Below are 26,149 nucleotides of genomic sequence, written 5' to 3'. Positions count from 1 at the left end.
GCGCCCAACGCCCCTGACCAGGGCGTAACCAGCCGGCGCGGGTGCATCGCCACGCGATGAACAAAAAGGGGAACACATATGTCCATATCGAGAACCGCGCTGCGCACCGCCGCGGTTTCCGTTTCCGCCGCCCTCGCGCTCGCCGCGGCCGGACCCATCGCGTCCGCCACCGAGGCCGCGAACGCCCGCGCCGAGCAGCACAAGGCCGCCGCCGGTGTGCTGACGGCGGTCGCCGACGACACCGGCGCACCGCAGATCGTCGAAGAGGGTCTGGAGGAGCGACTGGGGGCGCTTCCGCAGAACCCGACGACCCAGCAGCTCGTCGAAGCGATGTACCCGGGCGACGAGGCCGCCCAGCAGGCCGCGCTCGCCAAGCTGGAGCCGCAGGGCGTGCAGCTGCGCAGCGGCTGGGACACCGCCTGGAAGGTGACCAAGTGCGTGGGCTCGATCGGCGCGTTCATCGCGGGCAACGCGCTGCTCGTCACCAAGGCCACCAAGTTCGGCGGCGTACTCAAGGGCGCCAAGCTCATCGTGCAGGCCGGCAACAAGGAGGAGCGGATCAAGCTCCTCGTAGCCATTTTCGGCGAGGTCACCGGCCTGTCGACCGTCGCAACGGCCTGCGGCTGAGTCCGCACGTGACACGCTGCACGAGAAATGTGAGGAGGCCTTGACCATGGAGACCGCCTTCAAGGCATCGTTCATGCTCGCCGTGGTCGCCGAGGTCGCCCTGGTGGCCGTCCTGGTCTTCCAGGTCGCGCGCAAGGAGCGGCACGGCGGCACATCGCCCCTGGTGTTCACCGGTGGTGACGCGGTGGCCGCCGCCGCGCTGTTCGGCGGCACGATGACGCTGACCGCGCTCCTGTCGGACGGCTGGAGCGGCCTTTCGACGAGCGACATGCTGCTGTACGCGGTGACCTTCGGCATCGTCACCGCCGGATTCGCGGCGTTCCTGCGCCGGGGGGAGAGGGGGCGGCCCGAGTACGGGCGCATCGCCTTCCTGCTGCCCATCGGCTTCGGGGTGCTCGCGGGCCTGTCCGGCGTCTGACGCCCTGGGCGTGCGGTGGGCGGGGGCGTACACGTCCCCCCGCCCACCGCGCTAGACCGCCGCCGTGCGGCACCTTCGGGTTCGGGCGGCGACGCGGCGGGGAAGGGACCCTCATGCCCAGGCGGACCATCACCGTGCACCACGTGCGCTGCGTGCTCCGCGGCGCCGAGCGGCGCGGAGTGGACACCGTTCCGCTCCTGCGCACCGCCCAGATTCCCCCGCTGCTGCTCGGCGACGACCGGGCCCGCGTCACCGAGGTCCAGTTCGCCCGGCTCTTCCGGGAGTTGTACCGCGCCACCGGTGACGAGTTCCTCGGCCTCGGCTCGGCGGTCAGCCGGCCCGGCACCTTCGCGATGATGTGCCACGCCTCCCTCGGCTGCCGCGACCTGGGCGCCGCGCTGGAGCGTGGCGTCACGTTCTACGGCCTGTTCCCGGGCGGCCCGGACCTGACCCTGGAGCGCTGCGACACCGGAGACGGCGGCACCGGCGGCGCCGTCTTCGCCGTACGCAACGATCTGGAGCACGACCACTTCCTAGCCGAGTGCCTCGTCATCATCTGGCACCGGCTGTGCAGCTGGCTGATCGGCCGCCGGATCCCGCTCCACTGGGCGGAGTTCGGGCATCCGCCGCCCCCGCACAAGGACGAGTACGGCACTCTCTTCGGCTGCCCCGTCCGCTTCGGCGCGGCCCGCACCGGCGCCGGGTTCGACGCGCACTGGCTGGCGGCCCCGCTGATCCGGGACGAGGAAGCGCTCGAGGCGATGCTGCACCGGGCGCCGTTCGACCTCCTCTCACGGCGCGAGTACGGCACGACCGTCGCCGAACAGGTACGCCGCACCCTCGCCCACGCCCTGCGCACCTCGCCACGCCTCCCCTCGCTCGGCGAGATCGCCGACCGGCTCGCGGTGAGCCCGGCGACACTGCGCCGCCGCCTGGCCCAGGAGTCCACCTCGTACCAGCAGCTGAAGGACGCGGTACGACGCGACGCGGCCATCGCGGGCCTGGCGGAGGGGAGCGAGCCGATAGCCGACCTCGCCGCACGGCTCGGCTTCTCCGAGGACACCGCCTTCCACCGGGCCTTCCGGCGGTGGACGGGGACGACGCCGGGCGCCTATCGAACCGGTCAACAAAGCTGAGCTTCCCCGCCAGCACTCAGCGCCCCGCGCGTCACTACGGTCGACGCCTGCACGGCATACGCAGAATGACCACCCCAGCCACTGAGGACAGTTGGGAGAGCCGCATGCACGTACGTACCGGCGCCAGAGCCCTGGCGGTGGTGGCCGCGCTGGGCCTGTCGGCCATCACCCCGGTCACGGCCGACGCCGCCCCGGAGGACACCGCATCCCCCGGCGACATCGTCACCTCCGAACCCACCAGCTTCCACCCCCTCCCCGGCCAGCCGACCAACACCAAGGCCTGGAAGGTGAACTACCGCTCGACGACGGCGAAGGGCGAGCCGAACACCGTCTCCGGGACGGTCATCGTGCCGCAGGACGGCAGGCAAGGGCCCCGCCCCCTCATCACGTACGCAGTCGGCACCATCGGCATGGGCGACCACTGCGCCCCCAGCGCGGGCTTCCCGCGCGGCACCACCATGGAAGCCAACCTCATCCAGCAGCTCACCCTGCGGGGCTGGGCGGTGGCCGTCACCGACTACGAGGGTCTCGGCACCCCCGGCGACCACACCTACACGGTCGGCCGCGCCGAGGGCCAGGCCATGCTCGACGCCGCCCGCGCCGCGATCCGCCTCCCGGAGGCGGGCCTCTCCTCGGACACCCCGGTCGGCATCATGGGCTACTCCCAGGGCGGCCAGGCAGCCGGCTGGGCAGCCGAACTGCACGGCTCGTACGCCCCCGACCTCAAGGTCAAGGGCACGGCGGCCGGCGGCATCCCCGGCAACCTGCGGAAGGCGGCGGACTTCAACGACGGTTCGTACGGCTCGGGCCTGATCTTCATGGCGGCGATCGGCCAGAACGCGGCCTTCCCCGAACTGAACCTGGAGTCGTACCTGAACCCGGCGGGCAAGAAGCTGATCGGCGCACTGCGCAACAGCTGCGTGGCGGACGGCGCGGTGCTCGGCGCCTTCAAAAAGATCACTGACATGACGACACGAAACCCCCTCGACCAGCCGGACTGGCAGCAACGTCTGCGCGAGTCGAGCGTCGGCACGCGGGCGCCGGACGCGCCGGTGTACCAGTACCACGTGATCACCGACGAGCTGATCCCGTACGACGTCGGCAAACAGGTCCGCACGGACTGGTGCGCGAAGGGCGCGAACGTGGAATGGCACACGGTCCCCCTGGGCGAACACGTCTCCGGAGTCATCACCCAGTCCCCGCTGGCCGCGAACTGGCTTGCGGACCGTTTCGCGGGGAAGCCGGCCCGAGGCAACTGCTAGCCGGGGCCCTGACAGCTCGCATGCCGTCCCACACCGACGGTGACCGCCAGGGCCGCCCGCTGGACCACCACGGGCAGTGGGCGCACCCTGGAATCAGCAGTTCCGGAGGTGATGACGATGAAGACCGCAGTCGGTTGGCACATCGAGCTGGAATTCGAGGAGGACGACCACCGCACGCGCGCGGCCGCCCTCGTACGACTCCCCGACGGCAACGAGGTCCGGGCCCACGGATACGCGAGCCGCCACCCCTCCGACACGCAGCAGGCGAGGGTCGGCGAGGAGATAGCGGGAGCACGTGCCCTGAACGAACTGGCGATGCAATTGCTGACGAAGGCGCACGACGAGATCGACGAGGCATCGGGAAGGACGTCGCACACGCTGCACTGACGCCGACCACGGTCCGCCCGAGCGCGACTACTCCCTCGGGCGGACCCTCAGCTCTGCCCACACCGTCTTGCCGATACGCCGCTCCCTGACGCCCCAGGTTGCGGCGACCGCTTCCACCAGGCGCAGCCCCCGCCCCGTCTCCGCCCCGGGATCCGGCGGCCGCAACTGCGGGACGCGGTCGCCCCGCGCGTCCGACACCTCGATACGCAGCGTGCGCGCCGCCTCCGCGTAGACGAGCCGCAGTTCGAAGTCCCTTCCGGGTACGTGTCCATGCGTGACGGCGTTGGCCGCCAGCTCGGCGACGACATGCGCCGCCGCGTCGGACAGCTCGCTGCCGTGGGGGATTCCCCAGAGGTCGAGTTGGTGGGCGACCAGCCTGCGAGCCAGGCGGGCGCCTCTTCGGGTGGAGCTGAGTCGTTGGGTGAAGTCGCTGATGGGGGTGGAGATTTGGGCTTTCATGTCACTGAGCGTGGTCGGTTCGTCTTACGCTGACCAGGTACGACACCACGACTCCGCGTAGCTGTATGAGTGCGGCGCGTTGGGCGTATGAGACGTCGACCGTGACCACGCAAGGGCGGTACGGGGTATGACCAACGCGGATCATGAGGAGCGGCCGGAGCGACCGTCGGAGGCGGACGGTACGGCTCATCTCTTCCGGGCCCTGGGCAAACAGATCAAGGTGCTGCGCGAGCGGGCCGGGCTGAGCCAGAAGGAGTTCGCGGCAGCCGTTCATTGCGGGGAGGCGCTGATTTCCTCGATGGAACGCGGGGTGCGCACTCCGCAGCCGGAATTCCTTGAGCTGGCCGATCCCGTGCTGGGCGCCGATGGCGTGCTGATCGCCGCCATCGATGATGTGCGGGAGGCGCAGAAGAAGTCGCGTACGAGGCACCCGGATTGGTACCGGGGGTACGCGAAGCTGGAGTCGGAGGCGGTCGAACTGCACTTCTACGCCAACCAGGGTGTGCCGGGTCTGCTTCAAACGGAGGATTACGCGCGGGCAGTCTTCTCCCACCGGCGACCTCTGTTGGACGAGGAGACCATCGAGAAGCGGGTCGCCGACCGGCTGGCCCGTCAGCAGGTCTTCGAGCGCTGGCCTTCCCCTTCCTTCAGTTACGTATTGGAGGAGGTCGTACTGCAACGGCCAATCGGTGGACGAGCCGTCCAAGAAGAACAGTTGAAGCACCTGTTGCGCATCGGCCGGAAGCGGACCGTGGAGATTCACGTGCTGCCAACCGACAGCGAGGAACACCCCAACCTGGACAGCGCGTTCAATCTCCTTACGCCAAAGGGACACCAGGAGGTGGCCTACACAGAGACGCAGGGGCATCCCCGACTGATCACCGAACCAGAAGAGGTCCGGCTTATCGCCGACCGCTATGGGAGCATGCGCGGAATGGCTCTCAATCCACGGAAGTCACTGGCCCTGATCGAGAAGATGCTGGGGGAACGATGACCACGATGGAACTGGACTGGTTCAAGTCCAGCTACAGCAGCGGCGAGGGCGGCGAATGCCTCGAAGTCGCTTATGCCTGGCGCAAGTCCAGCCACAGCGGCGGCGAAGGGGGCTCATGCGTGGAGGTATCCCCCTGCCCCCACGCCATCCACGTACGCGACTCCAAGAACCCCAAAGGTCCCACCTTCACAGTCGCCCCCGCCACCTGGACCGCCTTCATCACGCAGACGGGATCCCATGACCGACGTCACCAAGGCTGAACTCGACGAACTGATGCGCACGTTCCTCGGTGCGTTCACCAACACCGGTGGCAGCAAGGCGAACCTCGGCGCGGTCCGTGACGTATTCATCCCGCAGGGAATGATCATCAGCAACGTCGGCGACGGCGCACCCGTGGTGTACGACATCGAGGGCTTCATCGCGCCCCGCGAGAAGATGCTGAGCGACGGCGGGAAGCTGACGGAGTTCTCCGAGTGGGAAGTCGCCGAACGCACCGAGATCTACGGGTCGATCGCGCACAGGTTCAGCGAGTACCGGAAGTCGGGCTACCTCGACGGCGAGTGGTTCGAGGGAATCGGCCACAAGACCACCCAGTACGTCCGTACGCCCGACGGCTGGCGGATGAGTTCGATGGCCTGGGACGACGAGTAGGCCGGTGGTGGTGTTCGTACCGGGGCCGCCCGGTTGTCCCGAGGTTGGCGGTTCCGGGCCGGGAGTCAAGGGCGCTCCGCTGCGCTGCGCGTCGGCTTCGCCGATTCCGCTGCGCTCCACCCTTGACACCCAACCCTCCACCGCGAGAAGCGAATTGACCGGGCGGCCACGAAGCGGGGCTCACGGGGACGGGTCCTTGGGGCGTCCGGCTTCGCTGCCGGGTGCGGACTAGTTCGTAGCAGCGCAGCCGAGTGGGAGGGGTGCGCGGTCCGCTCGGGATGGGTCCCGGCTTCGTCAAGCGTGTGCCGACCGGATCTCCCGGCCCCGACCGGGAGAGAGGGGGAGAGGGGGGTGTGGGGAACCTACTTCGGCAAAGTTGCGTTTCGCAGTGCCGCGCGCCCCCCTTGTGCCAGAACACTACTTTCCCAAAGTAGGTCCCCCACCCCCACCCAGCACCGGTGAGGCGTGACGGTCACCCCGGAAGATCCGGACGCCAGACGCTTGACGAGACCGGCACCGCTCCCCGGACCGGCCGCGCACCCCTCCAGCGTGCAGCGCTGCTACGAACAAGTCCGCACCCGGCAGGAAAGCCGGATGACCCATCCCCGCAGTCCCGAGAGCCCCCTTTCGTGGCCGCCCGGTCAATTCGCTTCTCGCGGTGGAGGGTTGGGTGTCAAGGGTGAAGCGAAGCGGAATCGGCGCAGCCGACGCGACGAAGGAGCGCCCTTTACACCCGGCCCGGAACCGCCAACCTCGGGAGAACCGGGCGGCCCCGGTACGAACACCACCACCGGCCCAGCAAAGCCCCCTACCCCCGCACCTCCCCGTACCACCGCCAAGACGTACGCCGCTCCTGCCCCGACAGCTCCCCCCGCCCCGTCGCCCACAACAGCGTCGGCCAGGGTTCCGAACCCGACGGGACGTCGGGGAACAGACGGTGGAGGACCCGGGCGCACACGTCCGCCGGCGGCTCCCACTCCAGCCCAAGCCCCTCGGCCAAGTCGTACGTATGGACCACCGTCTCCACGATGCCCATCGCCGCGAAGCCCTCCGGATCCGAGACCCCGAAGCCATGAAACGACCGAAGCTCCGGCGGCGCCGTACGCACCATGGCGGTGAGCATCGCGCCCGTCGACTCCAGGACCTGGAGCAGCCCCTCCGGACCCGACTCACGGTCCGCGTGGATGGCGTTCCACGGGCCGTCCGTCTGGCGTGGCTCCCAGATGAAGGGGACAGCGCCGTCCAAAGACGGTGCCCTCGGGCCCAGTTGGGCGGCGTACGCGAAGTAGTCGTCGCTCAGGTGCTCGACCGTCTCCCAGCAGGTCCACCGCAGCGTGCCCGCCTTGCCGTGCCAGGCCTCCGCAGGAGCCCCGCGGAGGGTGGCGAGGGCCAGCTGGATGGAGCGGTCCAGGTCATCGGCGGTGACGGGTCCCGGCGTTGCGGCATCTTGTTCGGCTTCTCGGCGCATGCGGGGCACGGTAGTCGCGCGTGAGCCGGCACCCCACCGACTTTCAGCGCCCGTCCCTCGGCAGCAGCCACGCCGACAGCGCCGTCGTCGCGCACAGCAGCAGCCCCACCGCGAGCAGGGATTCCCGCATCCCCGTGAGCGAGAAGCCCGTCCCGTCGGCGTCCGACGCCAGGAGCACGCCGAACAGGGCGACCGACATCGCCCCGCCCGTCTGGCGAAGGGAGTTGAGCAGTCCGGACGCCGTGCCCGCGCGGTCAGCGGGGACCGCGTCCATCAGCAGGGCGGTCAGCGCGGGGACCGCGAACGCGCCGCCCATGCCGGTGGGGACGAGGAGGACGAGGACGAGCCAGAGCGGGGTGTCCGCGTCCAGCGGGATGACGGCGAACATCGCCAGGACCATCACCGCCTGCCCGATCACAATCACCCAGCGGCGGCCGAACCGCTCGGCCATGGGTGGGGAGAGGAGGTTCGTCGACGTGATGACGGCCGCGAGGGGGACGAACATCAGGCCGGCGGCGATCCCCGACATTCCGCGCAGCTGCTGGTAGTACAGGCCCAGCATGAAGATGATCCCGTAGAACCCGGCGTTGAGGGCGAAGCCGATCGCCAGTGAGACGCCGACCTGCCGCTGCCGCAGCATGGCAAGGGGCACCATCGGCGCGCGGTGCCGCTTCTCCGTGGCGTGGAAGGCGAAGCCCGCCACGACGGCGAGGGCGGCCGCGCCGAGGACCGGCGCGCTGGTCCAGCCCAGGTGCCCGCCCTCGATCGCGGCGAACGCGAGGCCGGCGGGCGAGCACCGCGGTGGCCTGACCGAGGAGGTCGAGGGGCGCGGGACGGCGCGGGGACGGGGCGGTGCGGGTGAGCAGGGCGATGATCAACGCCCCGATGGGCAAGTTGAGGAGGAAGACCGCACGCCAGCCGGCCACTTCCGTGAGTACGCCGCCGAGTACCGGACCCGCGGCCATCGCGACGGAACCGCCCACCGTCCACATCGCGATGGCGCGGGCCCGGCGGCGCGGATCGTCGTACGCCTGCCGGATCAGCGAGAGGGATGCGGGCAGCACTACGGCCGCCGCCCCGCCCTGTGCGACACGGGCGGCGATGAGGGCGCCGATGCCGGGGGCGAGGGCGCAGGCGAGCGAGGCGAGGGTGAAGAGGGCGACTCCCCAGACGTAGGCCCGCCGCGCCCCCGCCCGGTCGGCGAGGGCCCCCGCGGAGAGCATCAGCGCGGCGAACATCAGCGTGTAACTGTCCACGACCCACTGCTGCCCGGCCATGCCTCCGTGCAGGGAGGAACGGATGTCGGGCAGCGCGATGTTCACGGCGGACACGTCGATGCTGATGACGGTGAAACCGAGGAGGGAGGCGAGGAGCGGGGCGAGGGTCGCATGCCTGCGGGGTGCGACGGGCTGGGGCGCGGTGGCGGCGTGGGCGGAGGTGACGCTGGGCGTCGGCATGGACGGTGGCTCCTGCGGGGCAATCGGGCGGGTGGGCGGGAGAGGCAGTTCGGACCGCCGGGGACCGGTAGCCCGGGGCACCGCCAAGAATCCGCCCAGGCCCGCCGCCCAGGCAGACCGCAACGTTCCAGGCCCTGACACAGCCCCCCAGGCCGACCCCCTACCGGCGACAATAAAGAAATGGCACCGGCAGAAGGAACGGAACTCGGCAGATACCTCCGCGCGCGGCGGGCGCAGATCACCCCCGCGGACGCGGGCCTCCCGGCCGGCACCGGACTTCGCCGCACCCCGGGCCTCCGCCGCGAGGAGCTCGCGACCCTCGCCGGGGTCAGCGTCGACTACTACACCCGCCTGGAACGCGGCCGCGAGACGAACCCGTCCCCGGCCGTCATCGACTCCCTGGCCCGCACCCTGCGCCTCGGCGGCGACGCCCACGAGCGCCTGCACGACCTGGCCGAGCTGGCATCGGGGCGCGTGACGGAACCGCGCCCCACCGACGACAACACCGTGCGCGAATCGGTCCTCCGGATGCTCGAAGCCCTGCGGCCGCTGCCCGCGTACGTCGTCAACCGCCACAACTACGTACTCGCCGCGAACCCGCCGGGCCGCGCGCTCTTCCCCGGCCTGTGGGACGACTACGCGCCGGCCCAGCGCAACCTCACCCGCTATGTGTTCCTGCACCCCGTGGGCAGCGAGCTCTACATCCCCCGGGAGCAGACCCTCGCCACGTCGGTCGCGCATCTGCGGGCGATCGGCGGACTCGACCCGGACTCGCCGCAGCTGGCCGCGCTCGTCGGTGAACTGCTCCTGAAGTCACCGGACTTCGCGCGACTCTGGGAGCGGTATGACGTGCGGGAGCGGGGTGGAGGGAGGAAGACCTTCGCGCATCCGAAGACGGGGCGGATGACGCTCACGTTCGAGGCGATGCAGCTTGCCCGTACGGGCGGGCAGCGGCTCATCACTTACCAGGCGGCGCCCGGTACCCCGGACGAGGAGGCCATGTTGCGCCTGGAGTCGGCGTCCCGCACTCACTGAACGGCGTCAGTCCTCCTCGTCCGCCCCGCAGGAACTCCCGCTACTCGGCATCTCCCCGTACAGCAGGAACCCATCCACCTTCTCCCGCACACACTTGGACCCCGCGTAACCGGTGTGCCCGTCCCCCTTGTTGTCCAGGACGATGGCGTGCGACCCGAGCCGCTCGGCCGTCTCCTCGGTCCAGCGGTACGGGGTCGCCGGGTCGCCCCGCGTGCCGACGAGCAGGAAGTCGGGGCCCTTCAGATCGCGTACCTCGTCACGGATGTAGTCCGTACCGGCGGGCCGGCCGAAGCAGAAGAGCACCGGCATCAGCATCGACTTCCCGAAGATGGCGGACGTCGACGCGAACTCCTTCTGGAGCTTGGTGACTTCCTTCTCGATGCTGTCCGCGTCCGGCCGGTCGGGGTCGTCCGCGCAGTTCACGGCCATGAGCGCGGCGGCCATGTTGTCGGGGGGAATGTCCTCCGTGAGATCCTTCGGGACAGGGCGGCCGGCTGGCGTCTGCTGGGCCATCGCCCCGCTCATCCGCAGCAGCGCCCGCGGATCGCCGTCGGCAAGGAGCGCGCCCAGCGCCTGCGAAAGGGCGGGCCACGACTGCCTGCTGTAGAGCGCCTGTCCCAGTACGTCCACGACGTCCTGGCCGGTGAACTCCGCGCCGTCCGTGGACTGCAGCGGATACTTGTCAAGGCCTCGGATCAGCTCGGCCATGTGCTCGCGCGCGGCCCGTGAATCCGTGCCGAAGACGCAACCCGGGTTGTCCGTGCACCAGTCGAGGAAGTTGTCGAGGGCGGTCTGGCGCCCCTCCGCGGTCACCAGGGCCTGCTCGGCGACCGGTTCGGTCAGCGTGTCCACGCCGTCGAGGACCATCCGGCCGACCTTCTTGGGGAACTGGGTGGCGTAGACGGCTCCGAGCCGCGTCCCGTAGGAGAAGCCCAGATAGTTGAGCTTCTTGTCGCCGAGGACCTGCCTCATGACGTCCATGTCGCGCGAGACGTTGATGGTCCCGACGTACGGAAGAACGGGCCCGGACTTCTTGGCGCACTTGTCGGAGATCTTCTTCACCTCGTCGAGCAAGGCAGCGGGGTCGTCATCGGACTCCTCGGCCGGCGCCGTCGGATCTTCGGCATCGTCGTCACCGCAGGTCACCGGCGAACTCTGGCCCACCCCGCGCGGGTCGAAGGAGACGACGTCGTACCCCTTGCCGAGATACGCGAACTCCTTCTGCGACGCGAGCAGTCCGGAGACCCCCGCACCGCCGGGCCCCCCGAAGTTGAGCAGCAGCGAACCGCGCTTGTCGCCACTGGACTTGATGCGGATCATGGCGAGGTCGACCTTGCCGCGCTTGGGCTGTGCGTAGTCGAGCGGGACGGTGATCTTGCCGCACTGCACTTCGTCCTTCGCGGGAGCCGGGGTGGCAGGGCCCTCGGTGGTGAGCCCCGTCCCCTCGCCCTCCCCCTCGCAGTCACCCCACTTGATCTTCTGGGTGTAGTACCGGGAGAGATCGGGCCGCTGACCGGGCGACGGGGCCTCCTCGGCAGCGGCGGCGGTGGCCGCCGCTGCGATGCCCGGCAGTCCGATTCCTGTCCCGATGACGGCCAGCGCGGTGACGCCGGCGAGCGCAACAGCTCTGCGCACGGCAACCTCCCAGGGTCTGCCCCTCGATCACCCTAAGCGCGCCGGTCCGGCCCCGCCCGTCCAGCTCACAGTCAGTGACGACGACTACCGACCGTGTCCGTAGAGCCTCTCGATCTCCTCGGCGAAGTCACGCTCGACGGCGGCCCGCCGCAGCTTCAGGGACGGCGTGAGATGACCGCTCTCCTCCGTGAAATCCACGGGCAGGACGGTGAACCGCCGGATGGACTCGGCGCGGGACACGAGCTTGTTCGCCTCGTCGACGGCACGCTGCAGGGTCTCCCGCAACTCGACGTCGTCGACAAGACCGGCCGGCGTCGTCCCCGGCGCCTTCTTCTTCATACGGCACCAGTGCGCGATGCCGTCCGCTTCGAGCGTGATCAGGGCGGTGATGTACGGCCGGGCGTCGCCGACGACCATGCACTGGCCGACCAGCGGATGGGCCCGCAGCCAGTCCTCCAGCGGGGCGGGGGCGACGTTCTTGCCGCCGGTCGTGATGAGCAGGTCCTTCTTCCTCCCGGTGATCGAGAGATACCCGTCGGCGTCGAGCTCGCCGACGTCCCCGGTGGCGAACCAATCCCGCCCGGAAGGCACCGCACGCCCCGTACGCCCGTCCCAGTACCCCGCGAAGACCTGCCCGCCGGCGAACAGCACCTCCCCGTCGTCCGCGATCCGCACCTTCGTGCCGGGCAGCGGCCAGCCGACCGTCCCCAGGCGCGGCTTCAGCGGCGGTGTCACGGTCGCCGCCGCGGTGGTCTCGGTCAGCCCGTACCCCTCGAAGATCTCGATGCCCGCCCCCGCATAGAAGGCGGCGAGCCGGCGCCCGAGCGGTGAGCCGCCGCAGATCGCGTACCGCACCTTGCCGCCGAGCGCGGCGCGGATCCGCCGGTAGACCAGCGGGTCGTACAGCGCACGGGCCGCCCGCAGCCCGAGCTCCGGACCCGGGCCTGTGCCGTGCTGCGCCGCCTCGACGGCCTCGCCGTACCGCACCGCGATACGCGCCGCGCGGTCGAAGGACGAGGCACGCCCCATCCTCTCGGCGGTGGCACGCCCCGTGTTGAAGACCTTCTCCAGGACGTAAGGAATGGCGAGGAGGAATGTCGGCCGGAAACTCCCCAGGTCCCGCAGCAGATCCTCGGTCTGGATGCTCGGCGCGTGCCCGAGCCGCACACGGGCGCGCAGACAGCCGATGGCGACCATCCGCCCGAAGACGTGGGAGAGCGGCAGGAAGAGCAGCGTGGAGGCGGGCTCTTTGCTGACCGACTTGAAGACGGGATGGAGCAGCTCGATGGCGTTGTCCACCTCGGCGAAGAAGTTGCCGTGGGTCAGGACGCAGCCCTTGGGCCGGCCGGTGGTGCCGGAGGTGTAGATGAGGGTGGCGATGTCGCCGGGCCTCAACTCCTCCCTGCGGCCGTGTACTTCGCCGTCGGAGATGTCGCTGCCGCGCCCGAGTTCGGCGAGGCGCCGGATGTCGCCCTTCTCGAAGGACCACAGGTGCTCGAGGCCGGGCATCCGGTCGCGCTCCGGGCCGAGCGACGAGGCGAGTTCGGCGGTCTCGGCGGCGAGGGCGACGGCTCCGGAGTCCTGGACGATCCACCGGGTCTGGTAGGCGGAGGAGGTCGGATACACCGGCACGGTGACGAGCCCGGCCGCCCAGGCGGCGAAGTCGAGGAGCGTCCACTCGTACGTCGTACGCGCCATGATCGCGAGGCGGTCGCCCGGGGCGAGGCCCTCCGCGATGAGCCCCTTCGCCACGGCGAGGACTTCCTCGGCGAAGTCACCGGCGCTGACGTCCCGCCAGCGGCCGTCGCTTCCCTTCCGGGAGAGGACGGCTTCGGCGGGGGCCTCTCGGGCGTTGTCGAAGGGGATGTCGGCGAGGGAGCCGGTGGCCACGGGGGCGGCGAAGGGGGGCGTGACGGCTTCGCGTACGACTCCGTCGAGGGTGCGTATGTGGGGTGGTACGAGGGCGGGTTGGGGGGTGGGGGACATGGGTGGCGGCTCCTATGTCGGGGGAGGGGAGGTGGACGCTGCCGGGCAATCGGGTGGGAGGGCGGGAAAAGATCCGCCGCGAAGCGGCGGTCTTGACTAGCCGCGCTCGAGAACGGCCGTCACCCCCTGCCCACCCGCCGCGCAGATCGAGATCAACCCCCGCCCAGGAGCCCCCCGTTCCGCCAGCAGCTTCGCCAGCGTGGCAACGATCCGCGCCCCCGTGGCCGCAAAGGGATGCCCCGTCGCCAGCGACGACCCGGCGACGTTGAGCCGCCCGCGGTCCACCGCCCCAAGGCCCGCCTTCTCCCACGCGGCCAGCGTCGCAAGCACCTGCGATGCGAACGCCTCGTGAATCTCGACGAAGTCGAAGTCGCAGAGCCCGAGCCCCACCCGCTCCAGCATCCGCGGCACCGCATGAGCAGGCGCCATCAACAACCCGTCCTCACCCCCGACGACATCACCCCCCACGAAATCCACCGCGGCCGTCTCGTAGGCGGTCAAATACGCCAGCGGATCCAGGCCCCGCTCCCCCGCCCATTCCTCGCTCGCGAGCAGCGCGACCGCCGCCCCGTCCGTCAGAGGAGTCGAATTCCCGGCCGTCATCGTCGGGTTGGCCCCCTTCACCCCGAAGACCGGACGCAACGCCGCCAGCTTCTCCGCAGTGGACCCCGGCCGCAGATTCTGGTCCCGGTCCAGTCCACGGAAGGGAACGACAAGCCCCTCCAGAAAGCCGCGCTCGTACGCCGCGGCGAGCCGCTGATGGCTGGCGGCGGCCAGTTCGTCCTGGGCGGCCCGCGAGACGCCCCACGCCTCCGCGGTGACGGCGGCGTGCTCGCCCATCGAAAGACCGGTGCGGGGCTCGGCGTTGCGGGGAATGTCCGGCACGAGATGCCCGGGGCGGATCCCGGCGAGCGCCTTCACCCTCGCCCCGGCCGTCTTCGCCCGCCGCGCGGCCAGCAGGATCTTGCGCAGGGAGTCGTTGACGCCGAGCGGCGCGTCGCTCGCGGTGTCGGCGCCGCCCGCCACGGCGGACTCCGTCTGCCCCAGCGCGATCTTGTTGGCGGCGGCGATGACGGCCTGCAGACCGGTACCGCAGGCCTGCTGGATGTCGTACGCGGGAGTGGTCGGCGCGAGCCGCGAGCCGAGGACGGTCTCGCGGGCGAGATTGAAGTCCCGGCTGTGCTTGAGCACGGCGCCGGCGACGAACTCCCCTACGGCGCCCGGCCCTTCAAGACGGAATTGCTCCACGAGCCCGTCGACGGCGGCGGTCAGCATCTCCTGGTTGGAGGCGGTCGCGTACGGGCCGTCGGAGCGCGCGAAGGGGATACGGCTGCCGCCGATGACCGCCACGCGGCGGGTGGTGGGCAGATTCATGTCTCGACCAGCTCCTGACCCTTGAGTAACCTTACTCTGAAGTAAATTTACGACCGAGCTGGGAGTTGGACAATGGCCGATCGCTATCTGAACTTCACGGGCACCGCACCCGGCCGCTTCCTCACCCGCAGGCTCGGCCTCCCCCAGCCGGCGCCGCTGCGCCGCTGGTCAGCCGAACACCCCACACTGGAGGGCGAGTTGCTGCACCTGACGGCGGGGGATTCGCGGCACACCTCGGCGCTGGCGGAGATCCTGGCCCGTACCGGCCTGAAAGAAATCACCGCGACCGACGCCGCCCAGCACGTGTCGGCGGTCGTTCTCGACGCGACGGCACTGTCGGACACTCCGGGCCTGGCCCAGGTCCACGCGGCGCTGCACCCGGTCGTGCGACAGGTGGCGGCGAACGGCCGCATCGTCGTCATCGGCGCACCGGTCTCACCATCCGACCACCATCAGGCGGCAGCGCAACAAGCGTTGGAAGGCTTTGTACGCTCGCTGGGCAAGGAGCTGGGCAAGGGCCGCACCGCGACCCTCACCCGCATCAGCTCGGCGCCGGCGGCGGAATCGACCCTCCGCTTCCTCCTCTCGCCGAGGTCGGCGTATGTCAGCGGCCAGGTGATCGAGGTCGGGGACGCCGAACCCGCCCCCTGCGACTGGGACCGCCCGCTGGCCGGCCGCACGGCGCTGGTCACGGGCGCGGCGCGGGGCATCGGCGAGGCGGTGGCGGAGGTCCTGGCCAGGGACGGTGCGCACGTCGTCGTACTCGACATTCCGTCCGCCCAGGCGGAGTTGGTGCGGGTGGCGGACCGGCTCGGCGGTACGGCGCTGCCGCTGGACATCACGGCGGACGACGCGGGCGAACGCATCGCGGCGGCGGTGTCCGCCGGGGGCGGCCTCGACGTACTGATCCACAACGCGGGCATCACGCGGGACCGGAAGCTGGCGAACATGGCGGCGGACCGCTGGGGCCCGGTCCTGGACGTCAACCTCACGAGCGTGCTGCGTACGACAGACGCCCTACTCTCGTCCGGGACGCTGAAGCGGGGCGGGAGCGTGGTCGCCACGGCGTCGATCGCCGGGATCGCGGGGAACGTCGGACAGACGAACTACGCGGCGAGCAAGGCGGGCATCATCGGCCTCGTCCGCTCGCTGGCGCCCCGGGCTCTCGCGGAGTACGGGGTGACGGTGAACGCGGTGGCCCCCGGCTTCATCGAGACGAAGATGACGGCGGCGGTCCCTCTCCTCATCCGGGAGGCCGGCCGCCGCATGAACTCCCTTGCGCAGGGAGGCCTCCCGGTGGACGTGGCGGAAACGACGGCCTGGCTGTCCGGCGCGGCCTCCGGCGGAGTGAACGGCCAGGTAATCCGAGTCTGCGGCCAATCCCTGCTGGGGGCATGAACAGGCCTTTCCCACCCGCCCGCCCGATTACCCGGCAGCGGACGCGAGGGGACGTGTCGGTATGTCCGCACGGAGCACGGTACGCAGCACTCCCCAGCCGAAGCAGCAAAACGCCCAGACCGAGATGGCATACCGGCGCGGCCCCGCCCCAGAACGGCGAGGCGCCCCACCCACGACGGGCCGCCCCCCAACAGACAAGGACCCCCATGCTCGCCCCCCAACTCCTGCGCGGCGCCCTCCTCTCCCCCTTCAAGCGCCCCCGCCCAGACGCACCGCTCGACACCACGCCCCGCACCCGCCCCGCAGCCCGCCCCGACCCCCGCCACCTCACCACCTACGCGGACCTCTGCGGATACGACAACGCCCCCGACGCCGCCCTCCCCCTCACCTATCCGCACATCCTCGGCTTCCCCCTCGCCATGGGGATCATGAGCACCCCAGCCTTCCCGCTCCCCCTCCTAGGCCTCGTCCACACCTCCATCGAGATCGCACAGGAGCGGCCCCTCAGGCCCACCGAGGAGCTCGAAATCGGCGTACACGCGGCCAAGTTGAGCCCTCACCGCCGCGGCACCGAAGCCACCGTCGTCACCGAGGCACGCGCCACGGACGGCACGACCGTCTGGACGTCCACCAGCACTTACCTGGCCCGGCACAAGACCAGCAGCAGGAACAACACCCCACAGGCGACCGGCAGCGCCCCGGCCGACACCACGCCCCTCCCCGCCCGAGCCGAATGGCAGCTCCCCCCGGACCTCGGCCGCCGCTACGCCGCCGCCACGGGCGACCGCAACCCCATCCACCTGTACGCGCTGACCGCCCGCGCCCTCGGCTTCCCCCGAGCCATCGCCCACGGCATGTGGACCTTCGCCCGCTGCCTCGCCGAGCGGCGGCGGGAGCACGACACCCCGGGCCCGGTCCACGTGCGCGCCGAGTTCAAGGCCCCCGTACTGCTCCCCGGCACCGTCGTCTACGCCGCCGAAGGCCCCGCCTTCGAACTACGCTCCCCCACCGGGGCCGTCCACCTCACCGGCACGGTGCTACCCGCCGGGTGACCACCGGCGCCCCTCCATCAGATCCCCAAGCCCCGCCCAGGCAAAGTTCATCAGCGTCGCCGCGGCCTCCTTCGCGGAGACGGAGGCGTCCTCGTTGGCCCAGCCGGCCAGCGACTCCGCCGCGCCCACCAACGCCTGGGCGAGACCCGCCACTTCACGCTCGGCCAGGGCCGGATTCCCGTGCGCCTCCCGCGCCGCCTCGGCGATCAGGGACGTCACAAAGGCCAGGATCTCCTCGCGCATGACGGCGACTTCGGCCGCGAACGGCTCCCCTTGCGTCCGCGCCTGGTTGTGCAGGACCACCCACGCGTCGGGCCGCTCGGCGGTGTGCGTGAAGAAGGCCCGCAGCCCGGCCCACAGCTGCCGGTCGGCGGGCCCGCCGCCGCTCACCCCGCGCCGCACGGCGGCGACAAGCGCCGCCGCCTCCCGCCGGATGCACGCCGTGAACAGCTCTTCCTTGGAGTTCAGATAGAGATAGACGAGCGGCTTCGAGACCCCGGCGAGCTCCGCGATCTCGTCCATGGACGCGGCACGGTAACCACGCTGCCCGAAGATCCGCACGGCGGCATCCAGCATCTGCTGCTCCCGCACCGCCCGCGGCATCCGCTTCTGCCGCTTCCCGACCGCTCCGGAAGCCCCGCCCCCACCGGCCACCCTGGCTCCTCCGGCCACCCCGGCCTTCACTTCGCCCACCCCCGGCCGCCCGCCTTCCACACAACTTGTGCACAGACGGCCCAGCCTACGGTCAGCCCCCGACGACCACCGCGCCCCGCCCCCGGAAAGATCCGGGAACGGGGCGCGGCAGAGGGAACGAGCCGGGGGAGATCAGGCGGCGGCGGGAACCGCCTGCGGCTCGTCGGCCACGTCGAACGAGTCGAGCGGCGATGCCGACGCGTTCTCGTAGGCCTCGCGGTCGAGGATCTTCTCGCGGGCGGCGACGATGACCGGCACGGCGGCCTGACCGGCCACGTTCGTGGCGGTGCGCATCATGTCGAGGACCGGGTCGATGGCGAGCAGCAGGCCCACGCCCTCCATCGGGAGGCCCAGCGTCGACAGGGTCAGGGTCAGCATGACCGTGGCGCCCGTCAGACCGGCGGTGGCGGCGGAGCCGACGACCGACACGAAGGCGATGAGCAGGTACTCCTTGATGCCCATCTGCACGTCGAAGATCTGCGCGACGAAGATCGCGGCGATCGCCGGGTAGATCGCGGCGCAGCCGTCCATCTTGGTGGTCGCGCCGAAGGGCACGGCGAAGGACGTGTACTCCTTCGGGACGCCGAGGCGCTCGGTGACCTTCTGGGTGACCGGCATGGTGCCGACCGAGGAGCGGGAGACGAAGGCCAGCTGGATCGCGGGCCAGGCGCCCTTGAAGAACTGCAGCGGGTTGACCTTGGCGACGAACGCGAGCAGCAGCGGGTAGACGCCGAACATCACCAGGGCGCAGCCGATGTAGATGTCCGCGGTGAACGTCGCGTACTTGGAGATCAGGTCCCAGCCGTAGTCGGCGATCGCGAAGCCGATGAGGCCGATGGTGCCGATCGGGGAGAGCTTGATGACCCACCAGAGGGCCTTCTGGAGGAGAGCCAGGACCGACTCGCTCAGGTCCAGGATCGGCTGGGCCTTGTCACCGATCTTCAGTACGGCGATACCGGCGACGGCGGCCATGAAGACGATCTGCAGGACGTTGAGGTCGGTGAACGGCGTGATGACGTCCGTCGGGATGATGCCCGTGAGGAAGTCGATCCACGAGCCCGCCTCGTCCGGCTTGGCGCCGTCCTTCGGGGTGAGGCCGGTGCCGGCGCCGGGGTTCGTGATGAGGCCGATCGCGAGGCCGATGACGACCGCGATCAGCGACGTGATCATGAACCAGACCAGCGTCTGCGAGGCGAGCCGCGCCGCGTTGTTGACCTTACGCAGGTTGGTGATCGACACCAGGATGGCGAAGAAGACGAGCGGGGCGACCGCCAGCTTCAGCAGCCCGATGAAGGTGCCGCCCACCTTGTCCAGGGTGGTGACCAGCCAAGAGACGTCCTGGCTGCGGGCGAGCCAGCCGAGCAGGACGCCGATGACCAGACCGCCGAGGATCTGGGCCCAGAAGGGCACCTTGAGGAACTTGGGTATCCGGAAGCCGGGCTTCGACTTCTCGTCCGGCTGATCGCCGGCGGCTACGGGGGAGTTCGCGGACACGGACACACTCCGGGTAATGGCAGGGGACGTGAGGGAGCGGCGACCGCGAGGGGTCAGACGGAACGGCCGTTACGGCGCCGCTGCAGTGCAGATGTCACTTGGTGCTTGTCGCTCGCGCTGTTCAACGACAGCAACGACAGGCCGCGGACATGCAGCGGCAGAGATCGACATGCAGGCGCGCCACGAGCGGAACGCTCATGGGGACGTGGGGCGCGGCTGCTGTCTTCATGTCGAACACGTTAACACTCGAACTTTGGGAACATCAAAGGTCTTGTTTGAGGTAGAGGCGGCCAATCAGAGGCCAACGGCTCCCAAAATGCACAAAACCCCGGTACTGGAGCGGATCGCTCCGGTACCGGGGCCGAGATCTGTGTGACGAACCTTACGGGGGCCTTACACGGTCTTACGCGGCCTCACGAGGCCTCACCAGGCCTCACGACTGCGCGCGGGCCGCGTCGTCGGCGAGGTCCTCCTGCGTGCGGTTCGCCTCGAGGCTGGCCTTGGTCCGCTCCACGCGCTCGACGACCTGGACCGAGGCCCGGTCACGCTCCTTGCGCAGCGCCACGAAGCTGATGGGCGCGGAGACGACGAGGGCGAGCAGCAGCACCCAGAGGAGGTTGGAGTCCCCGAGACCCCTCGGCAGGATCCCGGCATAGACAAGTCCCCAGATCGCGAAAAAGCAGCCCACGAAGATTCCGAGGCGCATCAGCGTGTAGCGGAGCATGTCAATCCACTCTTCCGTTCCGAAATGGGCCCGAGCAGGACGAGCCCCTCCAGTGAAGCACGGGAGGGCCCGGGTCCAGCAGGGGGGTGAACCCTCAGCCGAGCGGGAGCAGCATCGTGATGTCGTCGCGGTCGTCGCCGGGGCCGACCCGGATGGCGCCGGGCACCCGCCCGACCTCCTTGTATCCGCAGGACTCGTAGAAGCGGTCGACGCCGGTGCCGCCCCGGCAGGTCAGCCGGATCGCATCGATGCCGTCGATCCCCCGGGCGGCGTCGGCCGCGGCGGCCATCAGGTCCCGGCCGTAGCCCTTGCCCTGGTGCTTGGGGTGCACCATCACGACGTACAGCCAGATCCAGTGCTTCATCAGGCGGTGCGCGTTGTAGGCGAGGAACGCGGTCGCGGCGACGGCACCGTCCTCGTCGTACCCGACGAGCAGCCGAGTCTCCCCCTGGCTCAGCTGGGCAAGGCGCTTGAGCCACTCGGGGCGTATGTCCTCGACCGTCACGGGCGGTACGAAACCGACCGCGCCGCCGGCGTTGGACACATCGGCCCAGAGCGCGAGCACGCCGTCGCGGAGGGCGGGGTCGATCTCCGGATCCAGACGGAAGGTAAGAACCATAATGGGAGACTAACCATTACAGGCTCTCCGCCTCAAGCGCATTTCGCATCCCGGACAGACCTCGGACGGACCTCGGACAGACCTCCGATCGGACCTCTGCCAGACGCAGCGAGCCCCGGCCTTGTGAGGCCGGGGCTCGCACACGGTTCGAGAAGGGACGGGTCAGACCCGCATCGCCTGCGGGGTCTCCCGCAGCGACAGGTCGGGACCCTCGTACTCACGGATCGCCTCGTACCGCGTATTGCGCTCCACGGGGCGGAAGCCGGCCTCGCGGATGAGGTCGAGGAGGTCCTCGCGCGTCAGCTTGTTCGGCGTGCCGAAGTCGTCCGCGTCGTGCGTGATCTTGTACTCGACGACCGAGCCGTCCATGTCGTCCGCGCCGTGCTGCAGCGCGAGCTGCGTCGTCTGCAGGCCGTGCATGACCCAGAAGACCTTGACGTGCGGGACGTTGTCGAAGAGCAGCCGCGAGACCGCGAAGGTCTTCAGGGCCTCCGCGCCGGACGCCATGGTCGTACGCGCCTGGAGCTTGTTGCGGACCTTGCCGTCCTTCATGTCCACGAAGTCGTGCTGGTAGCGCAGCGGGATGAAGACCTGGAAGCCGTTCGTCTCGTCCTGCAGCTCACGCAGCCGAAGGACGTGGTCGACGCGGTGCCGGGGCTCCTCGATGTGGCCGTACAGCATCGTGCACGGGGTCTTCAGACCCTTCTCGTGCGCGAGGCGGTGGATGCGCGACCAGTCCTCCCAGTGGGTGCGGTGGTCCACGATGTGCTGGCGGACCTCCCAGTCGAAGATCTCCGCGCCGCCGCCCGTGAGGGACTCCAGGCCCGCCTCGATCAGCTCGTCGAGGATGTCGGAGGCCGACATCCCGGAGATCGTCTCGAAGTGGTGGATCTCCGTGGCCGTGAAGGCCTTCAGGGAGACGCTCGGGAGCGCCTTCTTGAGCTCGCTCAGCGAACGCGGGTAGTACCGCCACGGCAGGTTCGGGTGCAGGCCGTTGACGATGTGCAGCTCGGTGAGGTTCTCGCCCTCCATCGCCTTGGCGAGGCGGACGGCCTCCTCGATGCGCATCGTGTACGCGTCCTTCTCGCCCGGCTTGCGCTGGAACGAGCAGTAGGCGCAGGACGCCGTGCACACGTTGGTCATGTTGAGGTGACGGTTGACGTTGAAGTGCACCACGTCGCCGTTCTTGCGGGTGCGCACCTCGTGGGCGAGACCGCCGAGCCAGGCCAGATCGTCCGACGCGTAGAGCGCGATGCCGTCCTCGCGGGACAGCCGCTCGCCGGCCCGAACCTTCTGCTCCAGCTCGCGCTTCAGCCCCGCGTCCATACCCGGCCGCCTCTCCAATGTCTACGTAAATCAGGCCTCGCCCACGGTACGCCTACACCTCTTCAGGCAGTTCCCCGACCCGGTTCTCCCACTTCGTGGAGAGCACGATCGTCGTACGCGTCCTGGAGACGCCCTTCGTGCCGCTCAGCCTGCGGATCGTCTTCTCCAGGCCGTCCACGTCACTGGCCCTGACCTTGAGCATGTACGAGTCGTCGCCCGCGATGAACCAGCAGTCCTCGATCTCGTGCAGGTCCTTCAGACGGCGCGCCACGTCCTCGTGGTCGGCGGCGTCCGAGAGCGAGATGCCGATGAGGGCGATGACCCCGAGGCCCAGCGATGCCGAGTCGACGGTCGCGCGGTAACCGGTGATGACACCGGCCGCCTCCAGGCGGTTGATCCGGTCCGTGACGCTCGGGCCGGAGAGGCCGACGAGGCGGCCGAGTTCGGCGTACGAGGCCCTGCCGTTCTCCCGCAGGGCCTGGATGAGCTGCCTGTCCACGGCGTCCATAGGTGCGATGCCTTTCATTATTCAGCGATACCGCGAGTCTATGTGTAGAATCTAAGGCGCAACAGGGTCTACACCCTGTGAATCTTTCTCAATCTCAGCAGATCAACGACGATCCTTCAGGAGTGAGTCACCCGTGTACTCGATCGAGATGGCCTACGCCCGGATGCGCGAGCTTCAGGACATAGCCAACCGCTCGCGTGCGACTGTTGCGGCGGCGCAGAAGACCGCCAAGAAGCCGCGGGGCGCCAAGAAGCGGTAGTCCCGCCGCGGGAGTGCGGATCAGCACCGGCTGCAGGTTCGTCGTGGTTGCTCGCGCAGTTCCCCGCGCCCCTTCGGGGGCGCTCATCCCGCACGGGAAGCGCCTCCTAGTTCCCCTTCCCACCGGCGGTACAGCGTGTGCGGCACACCCGCCGCGTCCAGCACCCGTCCGGCGACGAAGTCCACCAGGTCCTGGATGTGTGTCGCCCCCGCGTAGAACGCCGGAGAGGCGGGCAGCACGATCGCGCCCGCCTCGTTCAGGCTCACCAAGTGCTTCAGCGTCGGCCCGTTCAGCGGCGTCTCGCGTACGCAGACGACCAGCTGCCTGCCTTCCTTGAGCGTCACGCTCGCCGACCGCTGCAGCAGGTCCTTCGAGAGACCGAGCGCCACCCCCGCCACGCACGCCGTGGACGCGGGCACGATCAGCATTCCCTTGGTCGCGTACGACCCCGACGAGGGGCCCGCGGCCAGATCACCGGGCGCCCAGTACCGCACGTCGTCCACCGGCACGTCGAACGTCTCCGGCTTCCCGTCGGCGCCACGGCCCAGCCACGCGTGCAGATCGTCGCGCCAGTGCGCGTCCCGGAACGCGATGCCCGTCTCGTCGAGCAGCGTCAGGCGCGAGGCCCGCGAGACGACGAGGTCCACGCTCTCCCCGGCCGCGAGCAGCGCGCGCAGCACGGCTGCGGCATACGGAGTCCCCGAGGCGCCGGACACCCCCACGATCCAAGGCTTACGCTGCGTATCTCCTGGGTTCACACTGTGAGCCTAGACGGTGAGACCACGCACCAGCAGGTCGAGCAGCGCGCAGACGAACAGCGCGATGCCGATGAAGCCGTTGACCTGGAAGAAGGCGCGGTTGAGCCGGGACAGATCGTGGGGCTTCACGATGGAGTGCTCGTAGACGAACGCGCCGGCGACGATCGCGATGCCGAGCCAGAAGAACCCTCCCGCGTCGGTCGAAGCGGCGTACCAGACGAAGAGCGCCGTGGTCACCAGATGGCAGCCGCGCGCACCCCGGACGGCGGCCGGGATGCCGAAGCGGGCGGGCACCGAGAGCACGCCGACCTCGCGGTCCGTCTCCACGTCCTGGCAGGCGTAGATCAGGTCGAAGCCGCCGATCCACACGCCGACGGCGAGCCCGAGGATGACCGCCTGCCCCGACCACTCCCCCGTGACCGCGATCCAGGCGCCGACCGGGCCCATCGCCTGGGCGAAGCCGAGGATCGCCTGCGGGAAGTTCGTGAACCGCTTGCCGTACGGATAGACCACCATCGGGATCACCGCGATCGGCGCGAGCGCCAGGCACAGCGGGTTGAGCAGCGCGGCCGAGCCGAGGAACACCACGAGCGCGATGAGCGCGCCGGTCCACGCGGACTTCACCGACACGGCGCCCGTGACGAGTTCGCGATGCGCGGTGCGCGGGTTGCGGGCGTCGATCTCGCGGTCGATGATCCGGTTCGCCGCCATGGCGAAGGTCCGCAGGCCGACCATGCAGATGGTGACCAGGAGCAGCCGCGCCCAGTGGATGTTCTCGTCCCACTGGTACATGGCGGTCAGGGACGCGATGTACGCGAAGGGCAGCGCGAAGACCGAGTGCTCGATCATCACGAGCCGCAGGAAGGCCTTGACCTTGCCGGGCGGCGCGGGCTCCGGGCCGAAGAGATCCGAGGTTGCTGAATCAGCACTCATCTAGAGCCCGTACTCCTTCCAGCGGCGGTCGACCTTCGACGCCGTCTCCGGGTCGGACTCGACCATGTCGGGCCAGCCCCCGTCCCGTACGTATCCCTCTTCGGGCAGCTTCTTCGTCGCGTCGATGCCCGCCTTGCCGCCCCAGAACTGCTGGTAGGAGGCGTGGTCGAGATGGTCGACGGGACCTTCGGCCACCGTCAGGTCGCGTGCGTAGTCGGTGTTGCCGAGCGCACGCCAGGACACTTCGTGCAGGTCATGGACGTCGCAGTCCTTGTCCACGACCACGATCAGCTTGGTCAGCGACATCATGTGGGCGCCCCAGATGGCGTGCATGACCTTCTGCGCGTGCTTCGGGTACTTCTTGTCGATCGAGACGATCGCGCAGTTGTGGAAGCCGCCGGACTCGGGCAGGTGGTAGTCCACGATGTCCGGGACGATCACCTTGAGGAGGGGCAGGAAGAAGCGTTCGGTGGCGCGGCCGAGCGGGCCGTCCTCCGTCGGCGGGCGGCCGACGACGATCGACTGGAGCAGCGGACGCTTCCGCATCGTCACGCAGTCGATCTTCAGGGCGGGGAAGTCCTCCTGCGGCGTGTAGAACCCGGTGTGGTCGCCGAAGGGGCCTTCCGGGAGCATCTCGCCGGGCTCGAGCCAGCCCTCGATGACGACCTCGGCGTTCGCCGGGACCTGCAGCGGGACCGTCTTGCAGTCGACCATCTCGACGCGCTTGCCCTGGATGAACCCGGCCAGCATGTACTCGTCCATGTCACCGGGCAGCGGCGCCGTCGACGCGTACGTGACGGCCGGCGGGCAGCCGAAGGCGATCGCGACCGGCAGCTTCTCGCCCCTGCGGGCGGCCACCTGGTAGTGGTTGCGGCTGTCCTTGTGGATCTGCCAGTGCATGCCGATGGTGCGCTTGTCGTGGCGCTGCAGGCGGTACAGACCGAGGTTGCGTACGCCGGTGTCCGGGTCCTTGGTGTGGGTCAGGCCCAGGTTGAAGAAGGAGCCGCCGTCCTCGGGCCAGGTGAAGAGCGCGGGCAGCTGCTCCAGGTCGACGTCGTCGCCGGTGAGGACCACTTCCTGTACGGGAGCGTCCTTCACCTTCTTCGGCGGCACGTGCGTCATGGCGCCGAGCTTGCCGAACGCCTCCCGCACGCCGACGAAACCGTGCGGCAGCTCCGGCTTGAGCAGGCCGCCGATCTTGTCGCTGATCTCGCTGTACGACTTCAGGCCGAGCGCCTTCAGGAGGCGGCGGTCCGTCCCGTACACGTTCATGGCCAGGGGCATCGCCGAGCCCTTGACGTTCTCGAAGAGAAGCGCGGGACCGCCGGACTTCTGCACCCGGTCGACGATCTCGCCGACCTCCAGATACGGGTCGACCTCGGCCTTGATGCGCTTGAGATCGCCCTCGCGGTCCAGAGCCCGGAGCAGGGAGCGAAGATCGTCATAAGCCATGCGTTCCAGTATCGGTCACCGGCTACCCTGGCCCCGTCACCGGG

General features: G+C 69.7%; 27 protein-coding genes and 1 pseudogene. 12 read left to right on the top strand and 16 right to left on the bottom strand.

Features of this window, described 5'->3' with window-relative positions:
* Positions 1–78 precede the first annotated feature (78 nt).
* The 5 genes from AB0G47_RS13400 (at position 79) to AB0G47_RS13380 (ending at position 3,830) form a co-directional block, all read left to right on the top strand.
* Positions 79–627 (top strand): hypothetical protein, encoded by a 549-nt coding sequence (locus AB0G47_RS13400; protein WP_360768130.1) that lies wholly within the window; start codon positions 79–81, stop codon positions 625–627.
* Positions 628–673: 46 nt separating this feature from the next.
* Complete coding sequence (locus tag AB0G47_RS13395; protein WP_266863486.1) at positions 674–1,045, top strand: hypothetical protein; 372 nt, start codon at positions 674–676, stop codon at positions 1,043–1,045.
* Positions 1,046–1,158: 113 nt separating this feature from the next.
* The gene (locus AB0G47_RS13390) at positions 1,159–2,181 is read left to right on the top strand and encodes an AraC family transcriptional regulator (RefSeq protein ID WP_360768127.1); all 1,023 of its coding nucleotides are present in this window, start codon (positions 1,159–1,161) and stop codon (positions 2,179–2,181) included.
* Positions 2,182–2,285: 104 nt separating this feature from the next.
* Positions 2,286–3,443, top strand: a complete 1,158-nt coding sequence (locus AB0G47_RS13385) for a lipase family protein (RefSeq protein WP_360768124.1) — start codon at positions 2,286–2,288, stop codon at positions 3,441–3,443.
* A 111-nt stretch (positions 3,444–3,554) separates the two neighbouring features.
* Positions 3,555–3,830 carry a DUF1876 domain-containing protein gene (locus AB0G47_RS13380; protein ID WP_360769001.1) on the top strand — a complete coding sequence of 92 codons (276 nt, stop codon included), beginning with the start codon at positions 3,555–3,557 and terminating at the stop codon, positions 3,828–3,830.
* Positions 3,831–3,857: 27 nt separating this feature from the next.
* Here AB0G47_RS13380 and AB0G47_RS13375 read toward each other — a convergent pair whose 3' ends face one another.
* Positions 3,858–4,289: an ATP-binding protein gene (locus tag AB0G47_RS13375; RefSeq protein WP_360768122.1), complete on the bottom strand. Its 432-nt coding sequence runs from the start codon at positions 4,287–4,289 to the stop codon at positions 3,858–3,860.
* 127 nt (positions 4,290–4,416) lie between these two features.
* Here AB0G47_RS13375 and AB0G47_RS13370 point away from each other — a divergent pair, with 127 nt between their 5' ends.
* The 3 genes from AB0G47_RS13370 to AB0G47_RS13360 are packed head-to-tail and all read left to right on the top strand — an operon-like array spanning position 4,417 to position 5,934.
* Entirely contained in the window at positions 4,417–5,283 is an 867-nt protein-coding gene (locus AB0G47_RS13370) for a helix-turn-helix transcriptional regulator (RefSeq protein ID WP_360768119.1), read from the top strand.
* Entirely contained in the window at positions 5,280–5,543 is a 264-nt protein-coding gene (locus AB0G47_RS13365) for a DUF397 domain-containing protein (RefSeq protein WP_360768117.1), read from the top strand. Before AB0G47_RS13370 ends, AB0G47_RS13365 begins: the two co-directional genes overlap by 4 nt.
* Entirely contained in the window at positions 5,521–5,934 is a 414-nt protein-coding gene (locus tag AB0G47_RS13360; RefSeq protein WP_360768115.1) for a DUF4440 domain-containing protein, read from the top strand. The genes AB0G47_RS13365 and AB0G47_RS13360 overlap by 23 nt, the downstream gene beginning before the upstream one ends.
* 808 nt (positions 5,935–6,742) lie before the next feature.
* Here AB0G47_RS13360 and AB0G47_RS13355 read toward each other — a convergent pair.
* The 3 genes and pseudogenes from AB0G47_RS13355 to AB0G47_RS13345 all read right to left on the bottom strand — a co-directional run.
* A complete protein-coding gene (locus AB0G47_RS13355) occupies positions 6,743–7,402 on the bottom strand; it encodes a DinB family protein (RefSeq protein ID WP_360768112.1) in 660 nt (219 codons plus the stop codon).
* Positions 7,403–7,445: 43 nt separating this feature from the next.
* Positions 7,446–8,153: an MFS transporter gene (locus tag AB0G47_RS13350; protein WP_360768999.1), complete on the bottom strand. Its 708-nt coding sequence runs from the start codon at positions 8,151–8,153 to the stop codon at positions 7,446–7,448.
* Positions 8,154–8,277: 124 nt separating this feature from the next.
* A pseudogene (locus AB0G47_RS13345) lies at positions 8,278–8,859 on the bottom strand (MFS transporter); the annotation flags it as partial.
* Positions 8,860–9,039: 180 nt separating this feature from the next.
* Between AB0G47_RS13345 and AB0G47_RS13340 the strand changes: the two are divergent.
* Positions 9,040–9,894: a helix-turn-helix transcriptional regulator gene (locus AB0G47_RS13340; protein ID WP_360768109.1), complete on the top strand. Its 855-nt coding sequence runs from the start codon at positions 9,040–9,042 to the stop codon at positions 9,892–9,894.
* A 6-nt stretch (positions 9,895–9,900) separates the two neighbouring features.
* Here the strand turns inward: AB0G47_RS13340 and AB0G47_RS13335 are convergent, their stop codons facing one another.
* The 3 genes from AB0G47_RS13335 to AB0G47_RS13325 all read right to left on the bottom strand — a co-directional run bounded on the left by AB0G47_RS13335 (position 9,901) and on the right by AB0G47_RS13325 (position 14,889).
* On the bottom strand, positions 9,901–11,529 hold the full coding sequence (locus AB0G47_RS13335) for an alpha/beta hydrolase (RefSeq protein WP_360768106.1): 1,629 nt from the start codon (positions 11,527–11,529) through the stop codon (positions 9,901–9,903).
* 84 nt (positions 11,530–11,613) lie between these two features.
* Positions 11,614–13,515 carry an AMP-dependent synthetase/ligase gene (locus tag AB0G47_RS13330; RefSeq protein WP_360768105.1) on the bottom strand — a complete coding sequence of 634 codons (1,902 nt, stop codon included), beginning with the start codon at positions 13,513–13,515 and terminating at the stop codon, positions 11,614–11,616.
* A gap of 96 nt (positions 13,516–13,611) precedes the next feature.
* Complete coding sequence (locus tag AB0G47_RS13325) at positions 13,612–14,889, bottom strand: acetyl-CoA C-acetyltransferase (RefSeq protein ID WP_360768102.1); 1,278 nt, start codon at positions 14,887–14,889, stop codon at positions 13,612–13,614.
* 72 nt (positions 14,890–14,961) lie between these two features.
* Between AB0G47_RS13325 and AB0G47_RS13320 the strand changes: the two genes are divergently transcribed.
* The gene (locus AB0G47_RS13320; protein ID WP_360768099.1) at positions 14,962–16,287 is read left to right on the top strand and encodes a 3-oxoacyl-ACP reductase; all 1,326 of its coding nucleotides are present in this window, start codon (positions 14,962–14,964) and stop codon (positions 16,285–16,287) included.
* Positions 16,288–16,493: 206 nt separating this feature from the next.
* Positions 16,494–17,339 (top strand): MaoC family dehydratase, encoded by an 846-nt coding sequence (locus AB0G47_RS13315; RefSeq protein ID WP_360768096.1) that lies wholly within the window; start codon positions 16,494–16,496, stop codon positions 17,337–17,339.
* Here AB0G47_RS13315 and AB0G47_RS13310 read toward each other — a convergent pair.
* From AB0G47_RS13310 to AB0G47_RS13285, 6 genes are all read right to left on the bottom strand, one after another.
* Positions 17,325–17,942 (bottom strand): TetR/AcrR family transcriptional regulator, encoded by a 618-nt coding sequence (locus AB0G47_RS13310; RefSeq protein ID WP_360768996.1) that lies wholly within the window; start codon positions 17,940–17,942, stop codon positions 17,325–17,327. The genes AB0G47_RS13315 and AB0G47_RS13310 overlap by 15 nt on opposite strands.
* 222 nt (positions 17,943–18,164) lie before the next feature.
* Positions 18,165–19,526: a dicarboxylate/amino acid:cation symporter gene (locus tag AB0G47_RS13305; RefSeq protein WP_360768094.1), complete on the bottom strand. Its 1,362-nt coding sequence runs from the start codon at positions 19,524–19,526 to the stop codon at positions 18,165–18,167.
* 433 nt (positions 19,527–19,959) lie between these two features.
* On the bottom strand, positions 19,960–20,250 hold the full coding sequence (locus AB0G47_RS13300; protein WP_360768092.1) for a DUF4229 domain-containing protein: 291 nt from the start codon (positions 20,248–20,250) through the stop codon (positions 19,960–19,962).
* 94 nt (positions 20,251–20,344) lie between these two features.
* Positions 20,345–20,869, bottom strand: coding sequence for a GNAT family N-acetyltransferase (locus tag AB0G47_RS13295; protein ID WP_360768090.1), 525 nt, complete (start codon positions 20,867–20,869; stop codon positions 20,345–20,347).
* Between the two features lie 162 nt (positions 20,870–21,031).
* Positions 21,032–22,195, bottom strand: coding sequence for an aminofutalosine synthase MqnE (gene mqnE / locus AB0G47_RS13290; RefSeq protein WP_266863526.1), 1,164 nt, complete (start codon positions 22,193–22,195; stop codon positions 21,032–21,034).
* Between the two features lie 52 nt (positions 22,196–22,247).
* On the bottom strand, positions 22,248–22,703 hold the full coding sequence (locus tag AB0G47_RS13285; RefSeq protein ID WP_190117749.1) for an Lrp/AsnC family transcriptional regulator: 456 nt from the start codon (positions 22,701–22,703) through the stop codon (positions 22,248–22,250).
* A 133-nt stretch (positions 22,704–22,836) separates the two neighbouring features.
* Between AB0G47_RS13285 and AB0G47_RS13280 the strand changes: the two genes are divergently transcribed.
* The gene (locus tag AB0G47_RS13280) at positions 22,837–22,962 is read left to right on the top strand and encodes a hypothetical protein (protein ID WP_360768087.1); all 126 of its coding nucleotides are present in this window, start codon (positions 22,837–22,839) and stop codon (positions 22,960–22,962) included.
* Between the two features lie 83 nt (positions 22,963–23,045).
* Here AB0G47_RS13280 and AB0G47_RS13275 read toward each other — a convergent pair whose 3' ends face one another.
* From AB0G47_RS13275 to AB0G47_RS13265, 3 genes are read right to left on the bottom strand one after another with little or no spacing between them, the layout of a single operon-like run.
* Complete coding sequence (locus AB0G47_RS13275) at positions 23,046–23,720, bottom strand: UbiX family flavin prenyltransferase (RefSeq protein WP_360768084.1); 675 nt, start codon at positions 23,718–23,720, stop codon at positions 23,046–23,048.
* A gap of 9 nt (positions 23,721–23,729) precedes the next feature.
* On the bottom strand, positions 23,730–24,653 hold the full coding sequence (mqnP, locus tag AB0G47_RS13270; protein ID WP_360768081.1) for a menaquinone biosynthesis prenyltransferase MqnP: 924 nt from the start codon (positions 24,651–24,653) through the stop codon (positions 23,730–23,732).
* Complete coding sequence (locus tag AB0G47_RS13265; RefSeq protein ID WP_360768078.1) at positions 24,654–26,105, bottom strand: menaquinone biosynthesis decarboxylase; 1,452 nt, start codon at positions 26,103–26,105, stop codon at positions 24,654–24,656. It abuts the gene before it with no gap.
* Positions 26,106–26,149 lie beyond the last annotated feature (44 nt).

The sequence above is a fragment of the Streptomyces sp. NPDC021622 genome (assembly GCF_040640795.1).
Lineage (GTDB): Bacteria > Actinomycetota > Actinomycetes > Streptomycetales > Streptomycetaceae > Streptomyces.
This window is presented reverse-complemented; position numbering and strand designations above follow the sequence as displayed.

Bases quoted from the DNA above. Each gene is read 5' to 3' on its own strand.
- AB0G47_RS13340 (WP_360768109.1), top strand. From the start codon at position 9,040: ATGGCACCGGCAGAAGGAACGGAACTCGGCAGATACCTCCGCGCGCGG.
- AB0G47_RS13265 (WP_360768078.1), bottom strand. From the start codon at position 26,105: ATGGCTTATGACGATCTTCGCTCCCTGCTCCGGGCTCTGGACCGCGAG.
- mqnP (WP_360768081.1), bottom strand. From the start codon at position 24,653: ATGAGTGCTGATTCAGCAACCTCGGATCTCTTCGGCCCGGAGCCCGCG.
- AB0G47_RS13300 (WP_360768092.1), bottom strand. From the start codon at position 20,250: ATGCTCCGCTACACGCTGATGCGCCTCGGAATCTTCGTGGGCTGCTTT.
- AB0G47_RS13395 (WP_266863486.1), top strand. From the start codon at position 674: ATGGAGACCGCCTTCAAGGCATCGTTCATGCTCGCCGTGGTCGCCGAG.
- AB0G47_RS13310 (WP_360768996.1), bottom strand. From the start codon at position 17,942: ATGCCGCGGGCGGTGCGGGAGCAGCAGATGCTGGATGCCGCCGTGCGG.
- AB0G47_RS13390 (WP_360768127.1), top strand. From the start codon at position 1,159: ATGCCCAGGCGGACCATCACCGTGCACCACGTGCGCTGCGTGCTCCGC.
- AB0G47_RS13330 (WP_360768105.1), bottom strand. From the start codon at position 13,515: ATGTCCCCCACCCCCCAACCCGCCCTCGTACCACCCCACATACGCACC.
- AB0G47_RS13385 (WP_360768124.1), top strand. From the start codon at position 2,286: ATGCACGTACGTACCGGCGCCAGAGCCCTGGCGGTGGTGGCCGCGCTG.
- AB0G47_RS13295 (WP_360768090.1), bottom strand. From the start codon at position 20,869: ATGGTTCTTACCTTCCGTCTGGATCCGGAGATCGACCCCGCCCTCCGC.
- AB0G47_RS13365 (WP_360768117.1), top strand. From the start codon at position 5,280: ATGACCACGATGGAACTGGACTGGTTCAAGTCCAGCTACAGCAGCGGC.
- AB0G47_RS13320 (WP_360768099.1), top strand. From the start codon at position 14,962: ATGGCCGATCGCTATCTGAACTTCACGGGCACCGCACCCGGCCGCTTC.
- mqnE (WP_266863526.1), bottom strand. From the start codon at position 22,195: ATGGACGCGGGGCTGAAGCGCGAGCTGGAGCAGAAGGTTCGGGCCGGC.
- AB0G47_RS13285 (WP_190117749.1), bottom strand. From the start codon at position 22,703: ATGGACGCCGTGGACAGGCAGCTCATCCAGGCCCTGCGGGAGAACGGC.
- AB0G47_RS13370 (WP_360768119.1), top strand. From the start codon at position 4,417: ATGACCAACGCGGATCATGAGGAGCGGCCGGAGCGACCGTCGGAGGCG.
- AB0G47_RS13360 (WP_360768115.1), top strand. From the start codon at position 5,521: ATGACCGACGTCACCAAGGCTGAACTCGACGAACTGATGCGCACGTTC.
- AB0G47_RS13380 (WP_360769001.1), top strand. From the start codon at position 3,555: ATGACGATGAAGACCGCAGTCGGTTGGCACATCGAGCTGGAATTCGAG.
- AB0G47_RS13355 (WP_360768112.1), bottom strand. From the start codon at position 7,402: ATGCGCCGAGAAGCCGAACAAGATGCCGCAACGCCGGGACCCGTCACC.
- AB0G47_RS13315 (WP_360768096.1), top strand. From the start codon at position 16,494: ATGCTCGCCCCCCAACTCCTGCGCGGCGCCCTCCTCTCCCCCTTCAAG.
- AB0G47_RS13400 (WP_360768130.1), top strand. From the start codon at position 79: ATGTCCATATCGAGAACCGCGCTGCGCACCGCCGCGGTTTCCGTTTCC.
- AB0G47_RS13375 (WP_360768122.1), bottom strand. From the start codon at position 4,289: ATGAAAGCCCAAATCTCCACCCCCATCAGCGACTTCACCCAACGACTC.
- AB0G47_RS13325 (WP_360768102.1), bottom strand. From the start codon at position 14,889: ATGAATCTGCCCACCACCCGCCGCGTGGCGGTCATCGGCGGCAGCCGT.